Source organism: Dolichospermum heterosporum TAC447, from assembly GCF_024584745.1.
GTDB classification, from domain to species: Bacteria; Cyanobacteriota; Cyanobacteriia; order Cyanobacteriales; family Nostocaceae; genus Dolichospermum; species Dolichospermum heterosporum.
Window position 1 is genome coordinate 3,932,932 of the sequence record NZ_CP099464.1, and the last position, 20,767, is coordinate 3,953,698.

The window sequence follows — 20,767 nt, forward strand, 5'->3', positions numbered from 1 at the left end:
TATTATTTATTGATGTTTAAGGAAAAATCAGGCTTTGATTTCTGGTAGATCATATCACAATTTCGCACAATAAACCAAAGAGTAAAACCTAAAGGAATAGAAAACAATTGAATATATATAGGAGTTCCCAAGTAACTAATAAATGATGCCAGTTGCACCGATATTGCTACCCAACGATATTGAGGAAAGTAAAAAGCAAAGATAATAGACAAAATATCTGTAGGATAAAAATATCTTTCGTGCATTTTTGGCAAAAGATATGGCATAAAAAATACTGACATTGTAGCTAAATATATCAGTCTATCTTGAGTAATTTCTAATTTATTTCTATAAACAAGATACACTAATAAAAGTATGGCAGTTACAGTTAACATTAACCCTATAGGCACAACAATGTTGTAAAACTCATTAGGAATCCATTGATAAAGATTAGGGACATTTTTAGCTAGTTCTTTATATTTATTAGACTGTTCAAAATATACCAATAGTAATTCTTTTATTGGTCTACCAGCAATCCAAGCTGGCAACATTGCTACTAGATAGGCTAAAGGAATTATTGGTAAGTATAACCAAGATATTCTTTTTTTAACTAATAAAATTAATAACAAAGGTGCTAAAAACATTGCTTGTAATTTAAATGAAAGTGCCAGCCCAAAACTGATTAATGCAGGAATTTGTTTGTGAATAGATAAAAAGTAAACACAAGCAATTAATCCCGTGGTATAGATAACATCACATTGTCCCCAAAGGGAACTATTGTAAATTACGGTGGGACTTAAGATAACGGCTAAAAAAGCCCAATTTGCCATTCTCCCCACAGGATATTTAAGCTTGACAATTTTGTAAGTAAAAAATGCACAAATAAAGTCAAAACTCATGGCAAAAAGTTTAATTGCCAGAATTTTTGGTAATCCAGAAAGCAGAGTAGAGGCAATCAAAAGCCAGTAAAGATATGAGGGTGTATAATCAGCGAAGCCATATTTTAAGGCACTGAAACCACCGTGAGACGCGATAAAATCATACCAAGGATCTAAAAAATATTTATAATCTACTGATTTATTGGGAACACAAACTAATCTGATTGTTATAGCAAAGATAATGCCAATTGCCAAATATCTGGGAATTAATATATGATCAAACTTATCTTTTATTGACTTCAATAATGTTTTGTGTGAATTATTCATGATTATTAATTATGATATTTTTATCTTTGTAAATTTTACTTTAAGAAAAATAGGAAATACCGTACTATTATTGATCTATTTAGTAAAAATTTTACTATTACTAACGTATTATAATTTACCATACTTTGGTTGAATCTCTAATGCAACAGATGAAAAGTATTAGAAACTTAATAGATAAAAACTTAATCAATAATTATTACTGATATGTTAAACTAACGAACATCGCTTTCTGATCAAAAATATGCAATTAATAGCAAAGCAATATTACACCCCAGAAGAATATCTGGAATTAGAAGCCACTGCTGAGTATAAAAGCGAATATATTGACGGACAAATAATTCCTACGGCTGGTGCATCTATAAATCATAACCGGATTACAGGTAATTTTTACGCTAGGCTGAATTTTGCCTTTAGACAACAAGGCAAATATGAGGTTTTTAACAGTGATATGCGTCTATGGATACCTCAAAAACTAATATACACTTATCCAGATGTGATCATTATTGCAGATGAGCCGGAATTTTTCAATAATCGGACAGATACAATCACAAATCCCCAGGTAATTATTGAAGTTTTATCCAAATCTACCAAAAGTTATGATAGAGAAGATAAATTTGCAGCTTACAGAACAATTCCCACTTTTCAAGAATATCTATTAATTGATCAAAACCGCATTCATGTAGAACAATTTTTCAAAACTGGGAAAAAAAGATGGACTTTGTGTGAGTATGATGCAGAAGATGGAAACATATCTCTGGAAACCATACCTTTTGAAATTTCTTTACAAGATTTATACAATAAAGTAAAGTTTGAACTTGTGCAAGCAGAAACAGAAAAAAATGGGTAAATGTTGTCTGTTCATAATATTCTGGAAATAAGTAGGTTGGTGTTGAAAATTGTCGTTATGGCAAGGCAAAAGGCAAGAGTGAAGAGGGTTTGGGCGATTTTACATTTCTTTATACAGTTTGATTTTATTGTGTTCACCTACTTATTACCAAATTAAGATGAAACTGCATGGAATAGGATTTTAATAATTATTGACCGCAGATAAATTCGGATGAATTCATGGATTTCATGATTCTGTGCAGCCTCTGATAAAATTGGTATAACTTCTTTTAGTTAGAATAACAGATGAATCGCAAATTTAACTTAGATAATCTATTATTAAGCCTCCTAATTCTCCTAGCATTAATATTGCGGGTTGGTGTTGCTTTAAGATTTCCTAATATATTTTGGGCAGATGAAATTTTCCAAACCCTAGAACCTGCACACCGACTTGCTTTTGGTAATGGTATTGTTACCTGGGAATTTCGAGACGGGATTCGCTCTTGGGTATTACCAGCCATTTTAGCAGGTATTATGCGTTTAACAGCATGGCTGGGAGAAGGTTCTACTGGATACTTAATAGGAAGTAATATATTTTTGTCTCTACTTTCTTTGAGTAATATTTTATTAGCATATCTATGGGGAAAAAAAGTAGGGGGAACAATTACAGCTTTAATTTGTGCGGGTATTTGTACTATCTGGTTTGAACTTATTTACTTTTCTCCTAAAGCTTTTACTGAAGTCGTGGCTACACATTTTTTGTTACCAGGAATATATTTAGGGTTGAACAAAAATTCATTTCCACTCAGGAATAGACTATTTTTATCAGGATGTTTGTTGGGAATATCTTTGGCATTACGAATACATTTATTACCTTGCATTGCTTTTGTTGTCATTTATATTTGTAGAAAAGATTGGCAGCAAAAGTGGTTGCCTATGCTAGGAGGAATTTTTGCTCCTATACTTATTTTTGGAACTGTTGATGCTTTTACGTGGTCCTATCCTTTTCAATCTTTTTGGTTAAATATTTGGGTGAACCTTGTGGAAGGTAAAAGTAAACTTTATGGGGTTTCTCCTTGGTATGAATATTTAATTTTATTGCTAAAAAGTTGGTCTTGGCTATTTCTGCCGATTATGATTCTTGTGCTGATAGGTTCACGTCGTCTGCCTATTTTGGCATGGTCGGCGTTAATTATTATCTTGTCTCATAGTTTCTTAGCTCATAAAGAATATCGGTTCATTTATCCAGCATTATCAATGCTGATGATATTAGCAGGAATAGGCACAGCAGAATTAGTTTTAAATTTGTCGCGCAAATGGAAGTCACATCAAAAAATAGTTATAGCAATATTAATTTGTCTTTCCCTTTGGACTTCCACTTCTGTTGCTCTCATGAGCCGATTTAATATTTATAATAATTTGAATTTTTCTACCTTTGGTACTGACTTAGAAAACACCCATTTATATGCTGCAACTAATAATTTATTAGCCTTACAAAGCTTAAGTAAAGAAAATACTGTTTGTGGTCTTGGTCTTTGGGGTATTAATTGGGCTTTATCAGGAGGGTATACATATTTTCATCATCATGTTCCTATATTTCCAGTTGAGAAGATAGCAGATTTTGCAGCACTAAAAGCAGGTTTTAATTACGTTGTTGGTGATATATCTATACCATCTCAATATAAGAATTATACTTTACAAAAATGTTGGCAAGGAACTTGTGTTTATAAGCGTCCAGGTTCTTGTACTCAGATTATAGATCGTGAGATCAATTCTGTTCTCAAAAAATCGGGAAATTAGTAGCCTAAGCAATTTATATTTAAAATTAGCGTTAATTATTAAATAATTGTGAAAGCTATTACTCTGCTTGGTTCTACTGGTTCGATTGGTACGCAAACCTTAGATATCGTCTCTGAACACCCGGATAAATTCCGCATTGTGGGATTGGCTGCTGGACGGAATGTGGAGCTATTCGCGGCGCAAATTCGCCAGTTTCGTCCCCAAATCGCGGCTATTTCTGCTGCTGAGAAATTACCGGAACTTAAAGAAGCCATTAAAGACTTAAATCCTCAACCCATTTTACTGGCTGGGGAGGCGGGAGTGATAGAAGTTGCTCGTTATGGCGATTCTCAGACGGTTGTTACTGGTATTGTTGGTTGTGCGGGGTTACTTCCAACCATTGCAGCTATTGAAGCGGGCAAAGATATTGCTTTAGCAAATAAAGAAACTATCATTGCTGGCGCTCCTGTGGTGCTACCTTTGGTGGAAAAACACGGAGTGAAACTATTACCAGCCGATTCCGAACATTCCGCTATTTTTCAATGTTTGCAAGGTGTTCCTAAAGATGGTTTAAGAAAGATATTGCTGACTGCTTCTGGGGGTGCTTTTCGAGATTGGCCTGTGGAAAAATTACCAGAGGTAAAGGTTGCTGATGCTATTAAACATCCTAACTGGTCAATGGGGCGAAAAATTACGGTAGATTCGGCAACTTTGATGAATAAGGGTTTGGAGGTAATTGAGGCTCATTATTTATTTGGGGTAGATTATGACAACATCGAAATTGTTATTCATCCTCAAAGTATTATTCACTCGTTAATAGAATTACAAGATACTTCTGTTTTGGCTCAACTGGGTTGGCCGGATATGCGTTTACCTTTACTTTATGCTTTATCTTGGCCGGAGCGCGTTTACACTAATTGGGAAAGATTGAATTTAGTGAAATCCGGTGATTTAACTTTCCGTGAACCAGATCATCAAAAATATCCTTGTATGGGTTTGGCTTATGCTGCGGGGAGGGCTGGTGGTTCTATGCCGGCGGTGTTAAATGCGGCTAATGAACAAGCTGTGGCGTTATTTTTAGATGAAAAAATTCACTATTTGGATATTGCTCGGTGTATTGAATTTGTGTGCGATCGCCATCAAAATGATAACAAACAAAATCCCTCTTTAGATGACATTTTGGCAGCAGATAAATGGGCTAGACAAGAAGTTTTCACAGCTATGGAAAAGGTAGCAATTCAGCCACAGATAATTTCTGTAGGGTAACAATAAATAGAATAAATAGATCCCCGACTTCTTGAAGAAGTCGGGGATCTTGTTGTTGAATATATTTAATGTATTTCTTTAAGAGTTCATTATTTTGGGGATTCCTAACAAAGAAATTTTTGTTTCCTAAAAACCAAGTTTCAATACAAACTTTTTGGATAATAACTTCTAATTTGCAATTTTCTGGTAAAGTTTGAAAAGGTTTATTTTGTAAATTGAGTTGAATTTTCTCGAATGCTTCTGCTTTTTTCTCGGAAATCGTCAATCTATCTGCGTCTGTGAATAGCACCAAATAATCATATTTTGGAACTTCGTTAATTTCTTGAATAGCATTAGCAGCAACTCGATAACAGTCAGGAACACCCATATCACTTTCATAATAATAGTTATTCTGACTGACAGCATCAAAACTATCCACTTCTGTTAAATGTGGAAGAAGTACAGATAACCACTTTTTATAAACAATCGCTTCTGTTTTACCCTCAAATACAAAATAGAAATTCATATTACGATTGTTTTCCCAGAATTTTGGTTAGTTGAAGAAATGCTTCTTGTTTAGATTTCCCTAAATGATAATCTGACGCATCACGAATGCTAATGTGTCCACCTTTTCGAGTAACTATTTTCCAATATTCATAGGGAATATTATTGATAATATAAGGATGATGGCTGGTAGCTATAAATTGTAAATTTTTATTTTCATGAATTAAGTCATCAGTCAATATATCAATACAATTTATCCCTAAGCTGTTTTCAAATTCATCAATTAATATTACAGTTCCTGGACTTGAAAGATATATTTTACTAATATGAATAAATGTCTTTAACATACCTGAAGACATCCTATTATCTTTAATCCATTTTGTTACAGATTTTTCTTTGATAAAAATAGACGGGTATGAAAAAATATCTATTTGAGCATATGTGTCATGAAGAATCTCTATTTTCATATCCTCTACTTGATTAAAATTATCAATAAATATTGATTTAATTTTATTAAAAACATCTAATTTCTTTGCATAAACTAAATGTAATTTAACATAAATGTTTTCGCTACTATTTACTATATCCTCTAACGTTTTATATTTTTCTTGTAGAGATTGCAAAGGTTCATTTAGTAATAATCTATTTAACATCTGATTTTTTATTGTATAGTCACTATCTTCTATTTTATTTAGATCATTATAAGCTTCTTTTATAAGGCTTTCTTCATTTAAGATATATATCATTGATTGATGTGAAGAAAGTTTAGGCATTTCTTGATTTTTGAATTTTATTTTTTCTTGACTTCTTTCAATTAGAATATCATTTTTTGAAGTCAATTTTTCATAGAGTAATGATGGTGGTTCTTTTTCAACAAAAATTATCTCATCTGTTTCATATTCAAGAGTATTAAACCTACCTTCCCAAATAAACTCAGAACCATTTATTGTACAAAATTTTATTTTCCATTCAAAACCGTTTATTGCTTCTCCATTTGCAATATCTTTCAAATTAAGCATTGCACGCAGAATTTGAGTTTTACCTGCACCGGAAACACCTACCAAAAGAGTTAAATTTGATGAAAAATCAACTTCATCAAAATCCCAACCTAAAAAATTATTCTTGATTCTAAGTGAAATGATTTTCATAACTTAAACAATATATAAATTCCTAACATTGTAACTTACTTCCTTTGTTTTTTCCCATTCCCTTGATTCGCCCTGGACTCTAATGTAAACTGGGGTATTTCCTCAAGTTCATCCTCACTCAAACTATACTGTTCACACACAAGACTTAAGCGATTTCCAGGAGTTGTCACTGCATTCACAGAATGAGTTAAATCACCCTGAAAGTAAATTAAAGAATTGGTTTGGGGTTTAACTTGTCCAACTTGGCGTTTTTGCGATTTTAGCACCAATTCACCCCCCTCCATATCCTCTGGTACGCGCACATAAAGCACGCTGACAAATGCAGGAGGTTCAACGGTTTTACAATAGGAACGCAAAGACCGATCAATATGGGGGTCAACGCGAGAACCTGCTTTGAGTAATAAAGGATTCAAATAAAAAGCATTACAATTGGGTAAAAGCGCCAAATCTAAATAAGGCTTAAAATAGGGGAATTTTTGGACAACTTCTGCTAAACCCTGACGCTGAAATACCACAGAAAAGCCTTTAGTATTAATAAAATCTCGGTTGAGGTTATTAATAGCGAAATAGGGACAAGCTTGGATTTCTCCCCACAAGTCCTGGAGATATTGAACAGGAAAGGCGTTAGGATGTTGTTGATAGTATTTCACGGTCTTAAATTAATGGATATTGAGTTTAATTTTTGTCTGAATCAGGATATCCAGGATTAGAGGATTAACAGGATATTTGACATTTCTATAGTATTTCATATTCTTAAATTGATGGATATTGAGTTTAATTTTTGTCTGAATCAGGATATCCAGGATTAGAGGATTAACAGGATATTTGACATTTCTATAGTATTTCACAATCATGGTCAAAAAACCCATCAAAAAACCCATCAAACCATCCTGTACATCCTTCAATCCTGGACATCCTGATTCAGACAATGACATTTCCAGGGAATACCTTAATAAAACAATCAATAAAAATCATGATCAAAAAACCCATCAAACCATCCTGTACATCCTTCAATCCTGGACATCCTGATTCAGACAATGACATTTCCAGGGAATACCTTAATAAAACAATCAATAAAAATCATGATCAAAAAACCCATCAAACCATCCTGTACATCCTTCAATCCTGGACATCCTGATTCAGACAATGACATTTCCAGGGAATACCTTAATAAAACAATCAATAAAAATCATGATCAAAAAACCCATCAAACCATCCTGTACATCCTTCAATCCTGGACATCCTGATTCAGACAATGACATTTCCAGAGAATACCTTAATAAAACAACCAATAAAAATCATGATCAAAAAACCCATCAAACCATCCTGTACATCCTTCAATCATGGACATCCTGATTCAGACAATGACATTTCCAGGGAATACCTTAATAAAACAATCAATAAAAATCATGATCAAAAAAACCCATCAAACCATCCTGTACATCCTTCAATCCTGGACATCCTGATTCAGACAATGACATTTCCAGAGAATACCTTAATAAAACAATCAATAAAAATCATGATCAAAAAACCCATCAAACCATCCTGTACATCCTTCAATCCTGGACATCCTGATTCAGACAATGACATTTCCAGAGAATACCTTAATAAAACAACCAATAAAAATCATGATCAAAAAACCCATCAACAAAACCATCAAACCATCCTGTACATCCTTCAATCCTGGACATCCTGATTCAGACAAAAAAATCGTCTCGCTACGCTCGTAGGGGTAAAGAGAAGAAAGAGCAAAGCGCAAAAGCGCAAGAGTGCAAAGGGCTAAAGAGTCCTCGCCGCACTAAAACAGACAACGCGAAAACCGATACTGCCGTTCCTGAGATCGCGGTTGTCGTAGTTGCGGTAGGCAGAACGGCAGCTTCCAGGAATGTTGTTCCACGAACCACCGCGCAGCACTTTAGCATTACCGCTTTGACTAGTCCAGGCAATACCATTATTAGGTGTATTTGTATAGTCATCATGCCAATCATCTTGACACCATTCCCATACATTACCGTGCATATCATATAATCCAAAGCTATTAGGCGGAAAACTACCTACTTCTGTTGTCTCTTGACGGTATTTACCTTCTGGCTCAAAGGCGTAAACCGTAGACCCGTTATAATTAGCTAAGTCACTCGTAATCGTTTTCCCAAAATGAAAGGGTGTATTAGTCCCTGCACGACAAGCATATTCCCATTCTGCCTCGCTGGGTAAACGATATTTCCGCCCAGTTTTCTGACTAATTTGATTTAGCTTGTTACAAAACTCCACCGCATCATTCCAAGATACCTGTTCAACAGGACGGTTTCCTCCTTTAAACTCAGCGGGATTCTCACCCATAACTTGTTGATACTGTTCCTGAGTCACTGCAAATTTACCCATAGCGAAAGCAGGTACATTTACCTGATGTTGTGGACTTTCATCTTGACTCCGACCCTTTTCTGATGCTGGTGAACCCATCATAAAAGAACCAGCCGGAATTTCCACCATCTCCAAAGTTATATTATTACCCAAATCTTCAGTAAAAAAGGTTGCTTGACTAAAAACACGGTCAATAATTTTTCCTTGGGAATCTACTGTTAGTACCTCAAACTTACAAGTACGAGAAGCTTTGATAGGTTCTGAAATTTTAGGTTTTAAGATCTGATTACCCACTACTGCTGTTACTAAACCTGCACCTCCTAAACCGACCATTTGCAAAAATCGTCTGCGGTTGATTTGCGTTTTTTTAGAAACTTGATTTTTGGGTTTTGGCAATAATTGACTAAACTTTTCTGGTACTTTGAGATCAAGTAAAGATGGTTTAGTCATAAAATCCAAAAATAGATAATCTTGTAATAGACTATCTTCAGAAATAGTTTTTACAGACATTTTTGCTATTGATAACTTCCACCCATTTCCAGAAGTATGATTAACCTGATTGAGTAAGTTTTTTAGTGCAGTTCTGATTTCCTGCTCTTGTTCCTGAGTTAATTCCTTAATCAAATCAACACGCAACCAATCTGGAATATAACCAGAACGAAACCAAGGTAAACGCGCCAAATTAGTCAAAGAATCAACTTCTAAAAGAGATTTTCCTACTGCTGTTTTCAACACATTACCCAAATAAATAGTTATATTCCATTGCAACTCAGGAAAAACAGCACAAGCACAAAACCAATAAAAACTATCCTCCCCCAAATATTCCCGCAGAGAAACCAACATAGTTGCGATTTTTTCAGGTTCTAGAGAATTACGTTCTAACCAGCGATAAGATTGCAGTCGCAGCGTTTGCGGTATGGGTATTGTTGAACCTCTCTCCAAACCTCTCTCCTGCAAAGAGAGAGGCTTTAAATTATGTCCATTCCAGGGTTTTTGGCTAAATATCTCTAATCCTGCTGCTGTAGCGGGTAAAATCATGAACTCTTGAGCTATTTGAAACTCTTGATAACCCCAATTTGCTATGGGTTTTGGTGTCAGAAAAGTTGGATATTTCCAGCTTGTAAATTGATTTACCCAAGGTTCTAATTCACCACTAATAACACTGAAAAAATTCGCTGTATCTGAAACTATGATCAGATAATTATGGTCATATTTACTAATAATTTCATCAAGTCTGAGAGGAGAACTTTCTCCATGACTAGGAAAGCAAATTAAAGGATCATCATCAAAGAAATAACTGGTAATCAAAACATTATCTTTTTTCAGACGCTCAATTATTTCTTCTATAAATTGAGCTTGATGATCTTGAAAGCTAGTGCGATTAACCAGAAACAAATATTCTGGAAGTATTTGGTAATTACGATATATCGGCTTTAACCATCCTCCTTGACGCAAAGTTGCATCAATAGTTTTTTCTATATCTAATTGATTGGAAGGAATCGGAATCCGTCGTCTGAGATTTCGAGCAATTTGCATAAATATCATTGTCGGGAACAATTCTTGCTCAATATCAAAATCAGCAATAGAAATATTCTGTAGTTCAGGTTGGTTTGTCGTCCCATAACGTCGCAAAAACAATTGACGATTTAACCAAAACCACCACATTCTCGAAATTAGAAATAAAGCAGCAGGAGTTAAGAAAAACGCCAATTCTCTTGGCCAGTTAATAGTATTTGGGGGTATATTTTCAGTACAATTTATAGAATTTTTGTCTGGTATATTCGTAGGTTTTGTTGGTGGTATAATATCAGGTGGTTTAGTTGGTATATTCGTAGGTTTTGTTGTTGGTGGATTAGGGGGTTTTACAATTGGTTGGTTAAGAACATTATTGAATATTACAAATAGAGGAATTCCTGGAAAAATAATAACTATCAACGGTAGTATCAATAGCAGAGAACGAGGTTTTATGGATTTTTCTGGTTCTAAAGATGTTTGGTTTTCTGCTGTTGTTTCTTCTGTTAAAAAAATATTTTGACTAACAGATTTAAACGAATCATCAAAATACTGGTTAAAATTTTCTTGTTCAAGTTGTGAACTACAAAATATAGGTGCTAGTAAATTCCTCAACCTCTCTGGATTATCAAAATTTTCACCTTGAGAAATCAGAATTAAAATTAAATCCTGTGCCGCGATATATTGAGATATGCCAATGCTATAACCTGCTTCCCTAAGTTTATCAATAAACTCTAGCAAAACATCAGGATTTAGCCAATCTAAATTATTTTCTACTTCTATTGTTTTATCCATTTTTCTATAACTTTTTTGGCTTTTTCTTGATCTTCAAAATGGTGGGACAACCCCCAATAATTGTTAATAAATGTTGGGTTTCACTTCGTTCTACCCAACCTACAACTGTATTGTTTTGTTTTAGGTTGTTATGTTCTGTTCTGCTATCCATTGTTCTACAACTTTTTTGGCTTTTTCTTTGTCGTCAGCAGTTTTAATTAAGCTACTTAGGGTAGTGAAAATTAAATTTGGATTCTGTTTTAAAGGAATATCAGAACTACCATTAAATTTTTGTAAAGCTATAATCCAACTTAATAATTCAGCCGTTGCAGGTTTTTTTATTAAATTACTTCTAGGTTCGCGGAATTTTTTAAATAAACTAATCGCTGATTGTAAAAAAGGATCACTAATATTCATTCCCAACCGATTAGCAATAATATTCTGCAATGTCTCATTTTTAGGAAAAGGCAGATGATAATAAATACAACGTCGCAGAAAAGCGTCGGGTAAATCTTTTTCAGAGTTGCTAGTAATAATTACAATTGGTTTCAATTTTTCATCTGCGACAATTTTTTGATTTCCTAATTCTGGAATCCGAAAATACATCAATTCCAATTCATTAAGTAAATCATTGGGAAAATCACGGGGTGCTTTATCAATTTCATCAATTAAAACTACAGAACGTTTCTGTTCAGTATTAAAAAATTCTGAGGAAATAAATTCTTTTACTTCCTCTACATCACGAGTACGTAAAATCGCTTTTCCTAAAGCTTGGTAAGTGATGTAATCTAATATCTGAGTTGAAGGAAAACCAGTTTGCACATCTTGAAATCGCTTTAAAGCATCATAAGTATAAAACAAATCTCTGGCAACAGTAGTAGATTTAGTTTCAAATTTCAAAACTTCACCAAATCCCAGTTCCCACGCAAGACTATAAGCTAGTTGAGTTTTACCCGTTCCCGGTTCTCCAGTTAATAATAAAGGTTGTCCTAATAATAATGCCACATTACAGGCATCTCGCAAACCTTCATCAGCAATGTATTTTTCAGGATTTAATAATCGAGAAAGGGGAGAATCTGGGAGTTGTTTTGGTAGTTCACCTTGACGGGTTCCTTGACCTGTGTAGATTGGTAATTTCATGTTAAGTCTTCTTTAATTAATGTAAATGTTCTAGTATTTCTAGTAAATTGTCAGCTAAATACCGCATAGGAATCTTACTAGATGATTTTTGTTTTTGCCATTTATCAAACATATCTCCAATTTTATCTTTTAATTGTTGAATTTTATCTTCACCAATAAAATTTTTAGTATGTTCACAATCAGCCCAATTTTCAACATCTGCTCTCCCTACAGCCTTTAGTTCTGATAAAATAATAACTGATAAAGAGTCATAGTTTTTAGTAATTGATGAAAATTCTTGAATGTGTTTACGCATTTTCTTATTTATTTGTTGATAACGATATTGCTTAAAAAAAGCCAATATATTCCATGTCCATTCAATACGTATATATTTAACACAAATGCAAATAATTACTTCTTTATTTAGAGTATTTTTATTATGCGAATCTTGCCAAAATTCTAATAATTTATTCAAAATATGTAATCCTTGTTTTTGCCAATCATCACTAATTAGATCAGTATGAACAATCATAGGACTAGATTTATTAATAATTTCGTTAATTTCTTCTAAAGATGTGTTACCTTTATTTACAAGATTTTTTGCAAGATTCATTAATAAATACTTTGGTAGTTCATTCAGATTTTTTAATTCTGAAGAATACATCATTTTTTGATTTTCACTGTAGTTTTATTTTGGTCTAAATCCAGCACATGAGGGAGAAAATCATTTTGCATTCGTTCTAAAAACTTGTAATGGCTTTGAAGTTCATCACCATGAATTATACAAACCAACAGACGAGATTTATCACGATTTTTAATGGCTTCTGTTAGTTCAAATTCTTGGCTGGAACGATTAGCTAAATATGATAAAAATGAACGTTTAGCAGAAAATCTATCATTTTTTTTAATGGAAGATTTTAGTCCTTTTGTTTCCTGATCAATCTTTTCCAATTCTTCATAAAGAGAGTTCATTTCTCTTTCTAGGTTATTTTTAGTTCTAGCATTTTCCGTATGATTCAATTGGTTATTAAGCTTTTCAATATCCTGTTTTATATTTTGGTATCTCTTTTCTAATTGCTGAAGTTTGATATTATTAGGTTTTTCCATATTATAAAAATCTCCATAATTTATACTTAAAATTGTTGAATCATTTGATTTCATGGGTAGGGGTAAAGCAAGAGCTTCATTGGTGTCAACTTAACGTGAAACCTTTAGCCCGCCTGGGAATGAATTCCCAGTCTAATAGCAAAAGTCATCTGAAGATGACTAAGGAAACCAAAAATTATTTAGTAAACTCAAGTTTACTTTCGCTATTAGCCCGGAAATATGGCTTACGCCACGCTATCATTTCTGGGCGGGTTTGTCAGCCAATAGATAAGCTATTTTTAACTTAGTTTTTTCCTCAACCTCCTCCATAACTTCTTCTCTAACTTCTTCCTTAACTTCTTGATAAAATCGAGTTTGTTGCCATTCTGTTAATCCAAACATTGTTTCCAACTCCTGACGGCTATAGGATGAAAATTTGTAAATCAACATTCTCTCTACTAATTCTAAAAGATCACGACTGTTTTCTGCATCTGCTTTTTTCACCAAATTAATCTTAATTAAAGGGGCGGTTAGAAACCGCGTCTACACAGGCAAAACCCACCTGCGTGGGTTTCCGAATTCTATTCGCTAAACCCCTAAACTCGAAAATGGTGATTACCCAATCATTTTTAGTTGTTCCTCGACATCATTCATATCCTGTTCAATCCTGTCTAATTGTCGTTGTAAATTATTACGACTTTCGGCATTTTCCGTATAATTCAATTGGTTATAAACTGCTTCATAATCCCCTTCTAAAATTGCCAAACGTTTGTTCAATTCCCTAGCTTTAATTTCTTGTACCCGACTTAAAGAGGGAGAAGAATTTATTGGTTTTTGCTGAATGGCTTGATTTAAAAAATCCCAAGTTTCAACTAATACAGTTGTAGGCATCATAAATGCCGCTTTCACACCCTCTCGCTTTTTCTCTGCGGCCACAGCCATTCCCACCACTCCCTGTAATGATTCATCCCAAATAGGAGAACCACTAAAACCAGGCTCAATTTGATACCCAGGAACTTTAATAGCTTCTATCTGTATCCAGCGTGTAGCTTGAATATCACGCAGTTCACCGTCAGCCCAAACACCAGTATCATGTCCTTGAGGAAAGCCAAAAATGCGAAATTTATGTTGCCAATAATCTGAAGTGATGACAAGTTTTACAGGACTCACTCCCGTTGGTAGAATATCCTCTATCTGTAATCCTGCAATATCTTCCTTACTCTGTCCTGGGTTCACAGGTTGCCAAAATACAACCTTGGCTTTTACTTTTTGTCCAGGGGCAATCAGAGGAAAATCAACCTCTATGATATCAGTTGGAGAGTCTTGTGTATTAGTGACAATACCCAAAGCTGCTGTAATTACATGAGCGCAGGTAAGAAGATGGTACTGAGTTACTAAAAAACCAGCACCAACAACTCTACCCTGTTTATTATAAATGCGAGCGATCGCACATTTAAAGACTTGAAAATAATTTTCAGTTGACATAAAATCTACTAATCTTAGTCATTACTCCATTTCACAGTCAACTCAAACGTAACTTCTCCACCGACAGAAGTGATAAAAGCACCAGCATCAGCGCTGAGTTTGATTCCAAACTTAACTTCCATTTCCTTGGGTCCTAAGTCTTTAAATTTGTGACTAATGCTGGCAACTACGGGCTTAATATTCTCTAAAGCTTCTTCAAAAGTTTTTTGTGCTTTTTCAATTTCTCGACCAGATGGTAAAGCGATTCTCTCCGTAGAAATAGATGTATCTTCTGATTCTTCAACTTCCACCAAAAATTTACCCCCATTTTCTAGGGTAAATTCAACTAATTGTTTTTTTGGCATACATATATTCTGTTAATTAAGCTATGCAATGTTAAATATAAAATATTTTCAGCATATTGTAAAAGTAAAAAATCACACCAATTAATTCAAAAACTCCCCTCGTTTACCCAAAAAATTAGGGACGAGTATTAAACCCGCCCCTGTAATGATTGCCTAAATCCTGGATATCCTGATTCAGACAATATATAAAGGCGACACCCGGATTTGAACCGGGGGATGGAGGTTTTGCAGACCTCTGCCTTACCACTTGGCTATGTCGCCGCACTCACAATTACTAATAGTAGCACCATTTTTGTGAATTTGCACTATCTGGGAGAATTTTTTTTGAAGATTGATGTTTTTCACAGACTGGACAGACGCAAAGCCTGTCCTTGGGTGGAGATTAGGGATTTAATTTCACTTCTTCGGCAAAATTCGCCCAGCGCACAAAGTAAAATGGACCAGCAACAGACCCCCAGATATGCTCATCGGTGTCAGGATTTCGCCCTCTGTCGCGGCTGATGAACTGTTCACCATCAAGTTCAAAATCACTATCTAAATAGGTTCTTTGCCCGTCACGGATGACAATGCAGCCCTTTCCAGGCTCGACTGTGCCTTTAAACTTGGTCCCAGTCCACTCTACAATCATGTTACAACCAGAAAGCCTTTCCAAGCGATCGCCTGTCAAAGTCTGCAACCTTGGTAAATCGCGGGAAGCGCCGTAAAAATCCTTTTCTTCTTTGACAGTATAGTTTTCAATATGGATTTTATCCCCCACAGTTGTCAGATGTAATACCCGCACCCGATAAGGCTTATTCAACATATAGTCATAAGCTTGTTCGACAAACAAACTTACACCTGATAACACCCCCCAATGGAGGGGACGCATACATACACGAATATGGGCAAAAAAAGCCGGATTCTCAAAAACTTGGGCTTGATTACTGAAATCAGCCGCCATCCACCTTGCTAAAGTGGCAATATCTGGAGAATGAGTCATACCAATTTGGGATTTAGGAATAGGAATGCTATTGATTTTAAATCCTGATGACGCTCAAACTACGCATTCGGTGTTGTAGTTAACCAAATCGTCCAGACACATAGTCATGAGTCCGAGTATCTAGAGGATTACGAAAGATTTGACTAGTCTCCCCGAATTCCACCATTTGACCAATGCGACTTTCATCGGTACTAAAAAAGGCAGTAAAATCAGAAACACGAGTTGCTTGCTGCATATTATGGGTAACAATCACAATTGTGAATTCTGTTCGCAATTGGTGAATTAATTCTTCCACTTTCATTGTAGCAATTGGATCAAGGGCTGAACAGGGTTCATCCATTAGCAATACCTTGGGTTTAACAGCCAAAGCCCTAGCAATACAGAGACGTTGTTGTTGTCCACCGGAAAGACCTGTGGCAGACTGATGAAGTTTATCTTTGACTTCATCCCACAAAGCCGCACCTTTAAGGGCAGATTCGACAATTTCATCTAATACTACTTTTGGAGATTTACCAGCAATTCTCACACCATAAGCTACATTTTCATAAATGCTCATGGGAAAAGGATTGGGTTTTTGGAATACCATGCCAATTTCTCGACGCAGACGATTGATATTAATGCGAGGATCATGGATATTTTGACCAAAGAACTCTATCCGACCTTCAACTTTGACTTTTCCTTCTAATTCACTAATCCGATTAATGGTTTTAATGAATGTGGATTTACCGCAACCGCTAGGACCAATTAATGCAGTAACTTGGTTTTTATAGATATCTAATGATATCCCTTCAATAGCTTTATAGTTTCCGTAGTAAAAGCTAAGATTCTTGACTTGGATGGCAGTAGTTAAGTTACTCATGATTGACTAAAGTAGGAAAGAAAATTTTTTAGTTGACCTTATCTTTTCTTAGCAATTACGCGAGACAGCAAGCTGAAAAACAAAACTAAAGTCAGGAGAATGATGGAGGTTGTCCATACTAGTTGATTTACGGCTGGATCAGGATTGTTATAAAGGTTAAAAATCAATACTGGTAAGGAAGCAGTAGGACTTAATAAACCATCTGACCAATTTTGACTAAATAAAGCGGTAAAAAGTAGTGGTGCTGTTTCACCAGATGCACGAGCTATAGCTAGGGAAATCCCCGTAGTAATCCCTGGGATAGCCGAACTAACAATAACACGAAAAGTAGTTTGAAAGCGAGTTCCTCCCAATGCTGCGGATGCAAGACGTTGGGGAACAGGAATTAGCTTTAAAGCCTCCTCTGTTGTTAATACTATCACTGGTAGCATAATTACAGCTAGAGCAAAACCACCAGCAATGGCACTAAATCCCTTAGTTAATAAAACAATCACACCATAGGCAAATATTCCTACAACAATGGAGGGAACACCTGTAAGAATACTAGTAATAAATCGCACATACCGCGTAAATGGGTTGGTTTGACTAAATTCTGCTAAGAAAATTCCTGTAATTACCCCGACAGGAATACTGAGTGATGCACCAATACCTACCATAAGTATAGTACCAAGAATAGCATTAGCAAACCCATTTTCAATTAATGGATGAAATAACATCTCTAGTCTGAAGCCAGAAAGCCCCCGTGACATGATTTCCCATAATATGGATAACAATGGCAACAGTGCTAAACCACTCAGACCAAAGGCAATCCCGTTCATTGAGTATGTGAATAATTGTCTATCTGTGGATAGGGGCTGACATAATGAAGCCGCAGCGGCTTGATCTGTTTCTGAATTTGTATAAGCACTCATGTTAATTTTGGATTTTGGATTTTGAATGAGTAATATGTAACCAAAAGTAAAATTTCCCTGTTCCCTGTTCCCTGTTCCCTCTTGCCTCTTGCCTCTTGCCTCTTGCCTCTTGCCTGTTCCCTGTTCCCTGTTCCCTGTTCCCTGTTCCCTGTTCCCTGTTCCCTACTTATCTATTTTTTTTGCCAACCCATTCGACTATTAATACAGCCGCAATATTTATAGCTAGTGTTAAAGCAAATAAAATTAGACCTAAATAGCCTAATGCCCCAATATGTAAGCCTGGTTCAGCTTCGGCAAATTCATTGGCTAAGACTGCGGGAATATTATATGCTGGATCTAGAAGGGATATGCTGATTTGGGCGGAGTTACCAATTAGCATTGTGACAGCCATTGTTTCGCCTAATGCCCTGCCCAGAGATAGCATTGTTGCACTGACCATCCCAGAAAATCCTGCTGGTAACAAAACTCGAAAAATTGTTTCCCAACGAGTTCCGCCTAAAGCCATAGATGAGCTACGTAACTCTTTAGGAATAACCATTAAAACATCACGAGAAATAGCTGCCATTGCGGGTAAGGTCATAATGGCGAGAACAATGCCGGCTGTTAACATATTGTTGCCGGCGGGGTCTTGTGTGTTAAATAGGGGGATAAACCCGAAGGTGCTACCTAACCATTTCTCTATGGGTGTGATGACGGGAATAAATACGAAAATGCCCCATAAACCAATAATGACGCTGGGGATAGCGGCAATTAATTCAATGACGAAAGCTATAGTGCTTTTGACTGGATTTGGTAAAAAATCTTCACTGGTGACTAGGGCTATGGATATGCCTACGGGTATAGTTAATAAAACAGCGATCGCACTACTGACTAAAGTTCCATAGATGTAGGGTAATGCCCCGAAAATCTGATTCCCTGTATCCCAATCTTGACCCCATAAAAAGCCCAGTCCAAATTTACCAATAGCTGGTTCCGCTTGCTTGAAAATCACCCAGGTCATGACAAAGAGGATGGCTACAGTAATCCCAGCGAAAAGATATACTATCCATGTAAATCCTTTATCAAACCAGAAATTAACCCCACCTGTGGATGTTAAATCAATATTGCCATCACTTAAACTTAGTGAATTATTCTGAGATTCAGATGAATTAGCCATGATCAATAAAAAGTTTATAAAATCAGGTAGATTAGATGTAAGCGCACAGCCGTCATAAACCAGCTAAAAAATGAAATGGTCAATTCAGAGGGAACAGGGAACGGGCAACGCTTCGACAAGCTCAGTGCATCGCAGGGAACAGGAAAAACTCATGTTTAAAAACATGAGATTGAAATAATGACACTGTTTTTTTTCGGGCTACGCATCTTAAAAAACATCTTTTTTTTGACTGAGTTTTAAACTGGTGCAAATGAGTGTTTCTTATCTGTTCCCTGTTCCCTGTTCCCTTCTTTTGTAAATAAAAGCAGGTTTCAATTACCTACATTTCAACATTGAAAGCTGATACATAACGGCTGACTGCTTATGTGAAAATTACTTAACGTTGCTATTTACTGTTTGTAAAACACGGTTGACAACATCACCAGGAATTTTGGTGTAGTTGAGGTCATCATTATACTGTTGACCGTCTTTGAGTACCCAGTTAATCCATTTTTTCATGGCTTCAGCTTTAGCAGGAGTGGGATACTTTTTGTAAACCATCATCCAAGTTAAACCAACAATGGGATAACCTTGTCCTGGATCGCCAATAAATACGCGGTAGTTATCAGGGAATTTCACTGTTGATAAAGCTGAGTTCGCAGCTGCTAAAGAAGGAGCAACAAATTCTCCTTTCTTATTTTGGACTTCCGCTGAATTTAGTTTGTTTTTAGTAGCGTAGTCATATTCAACATAACCAATAGATCCAGGGGTGCTTCTCACTAAAGCTGCTACTCCAGGATTACCTTTACCTTTGAGAACGTTTGGTAAATTCCATTTGGGAGCGGTATTAGCTCCAACTCTACCTTTGAAATAACCATTAATAGAACTTAAATGGTTGGTGAAAATAAATGTTGTACCACTACCATCAGCGCGAACTACAAATTTAATTGGACTATTTGGTAGATTTGCACCGGGGTTATCCCCTTTAATTTTTGGATCATTCCAGTTTTTAATTTGTCCAGAGAAAATTGCTGGTAATGTGGTACGAGATAATCTCAATTTGTTGACACCAGGTAAATTATAAACAACGGAAACGGCACCACCAGCAGTGGGTACTAAGATCACACCATTCTTAACTTTAGCGATTTCATCATCTTTCATCGCTGCATCACTACCACCAAAGTCAACTGTTCCCGCAATGGTTTGACGAATACCACCACCACTACCAATGGCTTGGTAGTTAACTTTCAATTCGGGGTGCTTCTTTCTAATTTCACGAGCATAACGTTCGTACAAAGGAGCGGGAAAGGTTGCTCCAGCACCGTTTAAAGTTTGAGCTTGAGCGATCGCACTCAGCATTGGACTCAATGCAACAGCCCCGGTTATGACTGAAGTGGCAACAACACGATTCAAAATGGTGGATAAAAAAGCCATACTGCCTCTTAAGTTTTCAGAAATACTTACTTAGGGAATTACATCCTGGTATTAATTTTGATATTAAATAGTTAAGAAAAAAT

Annotated in this window: 21 protein-coding genes and 1 tRNA gene; 4 read left to right on the forward strand and 18 right to left on the reverse strand. The window is 35.7% G+C overall.

Annotated features, from left to right (window positions below; genetic code table 11):
• Nucleotides 1–2 precede the first annotated feature (2 nt).
• Nucleotides 3–1,184 (reverse strand): putative hexosyltransferase, encoded by a 1,182-nt coding sequence (locus tag NG743_RS17560; RefSeq protein WP_027402504.1) that lies wholly within the window; start codon nt 1,182–1,184, stop codon nt 3–5.
• 241 nt (nt 1,185–1,425) lie between these two features.
• Between NG743_RS17560 and NG743_RS17565 the strand changes: the two genes are divergently transcribed.
• The 3 genes from NG743_RS17565 (at nt 1,426) to NG743_RS17575 (ending at nt 5,054) form a co-directional block, all read left to right on the forward strand.
• Nucleotides 1,426–2,031: a Uma2 family endonuclease gene (locus tag NG743_RS17565; RefSeq protein WP_257120564.1), complete on the forward strand. Its 606-nt coding sequence runs from the start codon at nt 1,426–1,428 to the stop codon at nt 2,029–2,031.
• A gap of 284 nt (nt 2,032–2,315) precedes the next feature.
• Nucleotides 2,316–3,809: a glycosyltransferase family protein gene (locus NG743_RS17570; protein WP_193963879.1), complete on the forward strand. Its 1,494-nt coding sequence runs from the start codon at nt 2,316–2,318 to the stop codon at nt 3,807–3,809.
• Between the two features lie 48 nt (nt 3,810–3,857).
• On the forward strand, nt 3,858–5,054 hold the full coding sequence (locus NG743_RS17575; RefSeq protein ID WP_039204531.1) for a 1-deoxy-D-xylulose-5-phosphate reductoisomerase: 1,197 nt from the start codon (nt 3,858–3,860) through the stop codon (nt 5,052–5,054).
• On the opposite strand, the gene NG743_RS17580 is transcribed toward NG743_RS17575, so the two are convergent.
• The 4 genes from NG743_RS17580 to NG743_RS17595 are packed head-to-tail and all read right to left on the reverse strand — an operon-like array spanning nt 5,008 to nt 7,620.
• On the reverse strand, nt 5,008–5,559 hold the full coding sequence (locus tag NG743_RS17580; RefSeq protein WP_257120565.1) for a hypothetical protein: 552 nt from the start codon (nt 5,557–5,559) through the stop codon (nt 5,008–5,010). The two genes, NG743_RS17575 and NG743_RS17580, sit on opposite strands and share 47 nt — an antisense overlap.
• A gap of 1 nt (nt 5,560) precedes the next feature.
• Nucleotides 5,561–6,685, reverse strand: coding sequence for an AAA family ATPase (locus tag NG743_RS17585; protein WP_257120566.1), 1,125 nt, complete (start codon nt 6,683–6,685; stop codon nt 5,561–5,563).
• A gap of 35 nt (nt 6,686–6,720) precedes the next feature.
• On the reverse strand, nt 6,721–7,335 hold the full coding sequence (locus NG743_RS17590) for a 2OG-Fe(II) oxygenase (protein WP_027402498.1): 615 nt from the start codon (nt 7,333–7,335) through the stop codon (nt 6,721–6,723).
• Between the two features lie 9 nt (nt 7,336–7,344).
• On the reverse strand, nt 7,345–7,620 hold the full coding sequence (locus NG743_RS17595) for a hypothetical protein (RefSeq protein WP_257120567.1): 276 nt from the start codon (nt 7,618–7,620) through the stop codon (nt 7,345–7,347).
• A gap of 365 nt (nt 7,621–7,985) precedes the next feature.
• Between NG743_RS17595 and NG743_RS17600 the strand changes: the two genes are divergently transcribed.
• On the forward strand, nt 7,986–8,381 hold the full coding sequence (locus tag NG743_RS17600) for a hypothetical protein (RefSeq protein WP_257120568.1): 396 nt from the start codon (nt 7,986–7,988) through the stop codon (nt 8,379–8,381).
• Nucleotides 8,382–8,464: 83 nt separating this feature from the next.
• Here the strand turns inward: NG743_RS17600 and NG743_RS26710 are convergent, their stop codons facing one another.
• From NG743_RS26710 to pstS, 13 genes are all read right to left on the reverse strand, one after another.
• Complete coding sequence (locus tag NG743_RS26710; protein ID WP_306459799.1) at nt 8,465–11,353, reverse strand: formylglycine-generating enzyme family protein; 2,889 nt, start codon at nt 11,351–11,353, stop codon at nt 8,465–8,467.
• Nucleotides 11,354–11,473: 120 nt separating this feature from the next.
• Nucleotides 11,474–12,472, reverse strand: a complete 999-nt coding sequence (locus tag NG743_RS17610) for an AAA family ATPase (RefSeq protein WP_257120569.1) — start codon at nt 12,470–12,472, stop codon at nt 11,474–11,476.
• Between the two features lie 16 nt (nt 12,473–12,488).
• Nucleotides 12,489–13,118 carry a hypothetical protein gene (locus tag NG743_RS17615; protein WP_257120570.1) on the reverse strand — a complete coding sequence of 210 codons (630 nt, stop codon included), beginning with the start codon at nt 13,116–13,118 and terminating at the stop codon, nt 12,489–12,491.
• Nucleotides 13,115–13,558, reverse strand: coding sequence for a hypothetical protein (locus tag NG743_RS17620; RefSeq protein ID WP_257120571.1), 444 nt, complete (start codon nt 13,556–13,558; stop codon nt 13,115–13,117). Before NG743_RS17620 ends, NG743_RS17615 begins: the two co-directional genes overlap by 4 nt.
• A 237-nt stretch (nt 13,559–13,795) precedes the next feature.
• Nucleotides 13,796–14,041 (reverse strand): DUF2887 domain-containing protein, encoded by a 246-nt coding sequence (locus NG743_RS17625; RefSeq protein ID WP_257120572.1) that lies wholly within the window; start codon nt 14,039–14,041, stop codon nt 13,796–13,798.
• A gap of 111 nt (nt 14,042–14,152) precedes the next feature.
• Nucleotides 14,153–15,022, reverse strand: coding sequence for a trypsin-like peptidase domain-containing protein (locus NG743_RS17630; protein WP_257120573.1), 870 nt, complete (start codon nt 15,020–15,022; stop codon nt 14,153–14,155).
• A gap of 14 nt (nt 15,023–15,036) precedes the next feature.
• Nucleotides 15,037–15,366, reverse strand: coding sequence for a CU044_2847 family protein (locus NG743_RS17635; RefSeq protein WP_257120574.1), 330 nt, complete (start codon nt 15,364–15,366; stop codon nt 15,037–15,039).
• 189 nt (nt 15,367–15,555) lie between these two features.
• Nucleotides 15,556–15,627 (reverse strand) — tRNA-Cys (locus NG743_RS17640).
• A 121-nt stretch (nt 15,628–15,748) separates the two neighbouring features.
• Complete coding sequence (locus tag NG743_RS17645) at nt 15,749–16,345, reverse strand: chromophore lyase CpcT/CpeT (protein ID WP_027402490.1); 597 nt, start codon at nt 16,343–16,345, stop codon at nt 15,749–15,751.
• A 79-nt stretch (nt 16,346–16,424) separates the two neighbouring features.
• Nucleotides 16,425–17,204, reverse strand: coding sequence for a phosphate ABC transporter ATP-binding protein PstB (pstB, locus tag NG743_RS17650; protein ID WP_027402489.1), 780 nt, complete (start codon nt 17,202–17,204; stop codon nt 16,425–16,427).
• Nucleotides 17,205–17,242: 38 nt separating this feature from the next.
• Nucleotides 17,243–18,115, reverse strand: coding sequence for a phosphate ABC transporter permease PstA (gene pstA / locus NG743_RS17655; protein WP_027402488.1), 873 nt, complete (start codon nt 18,113–18,115; stop codon nt 17,243–17,245).
• A 166-nt stretch (nt 18,116–18,281) separates the two neighbouring features.
• Nucleotides 18,282–19,271: a phosphate ABC transporter permease subunit PstC gene (gene pstC, locus NG743_RS17660; protein ID WP_027402487.1), complete on the reverse strand. Its 990-nt coding sequence runs from the start codon at nt 19,269–19,271 to the stop codon at nt 18,282–18,284.
• Between the two features lie 372 nt (nt 19,272–19,643).
• Complete coding sequence (gene pstS / locus NG743_RS17665; RefSeq protein WP_193962268.1) at nt 19,644–20,684, reverse strand: phosphate ABC transporter substrate-binding protein PstS; 1,041 nt, start codon at nt 20,682–20,684, stop codon at nt 19,644–19,646.
• Nucleotides 20,685–20,767 lie beyond the last annotated feature (83 nt).